Below are 295 nucleotides of genomic sequence, written 5' to 3'. Positions count from 1 at the left end.
AAAAAAAAACTGGAAACCAATAAGTGCCGAATCCAAGCGCACTGACTTCGCTCTCGCTGCCTGATCAGCGTTAGCAGTCTGGAACCCCGGGCTTGCTCCTGACCCGGATCGTTCCATCATCTAAGGAGCCACTGCTGCCGACCCTCGTCATCGGGGAAGGATGAACACTTCAGAGTGACTGAGTCCGTCGACGACGTGTTCGTGCGAGCGTCGGGACTGAGAAAACGATAATACGGACTGCGCCCGGAGAAGCTCTTGCTCCGCACTATCGGACGCGGGTTCGATTCCCGCCGGC

General features: G+C 57.3%; 1 other RNA gene. It reads left to right on the top strand.

Features of this window, described 5'->3' with window-relative positions:
• Positions 1-295: a transfer-messenger RNA gene (ssrA, locus tag DBV14_RS33225) on the top strand; the annotation flags it as partial.

The organism is Variovorax sp. KBW07, from assembly GCF_003852515.1.
Taxonomy (GTDB): Bacteria; Pseudomonadota; Gammaproteobacteria; order Burkholderiales; family Burkholderiaceae_C; genus Variovorax.
The sequence above is the reverse complement of the archived record's forward strand: the minus strand, read 5'-3'. Positions and strand labels throughout refer to the sequence as shown.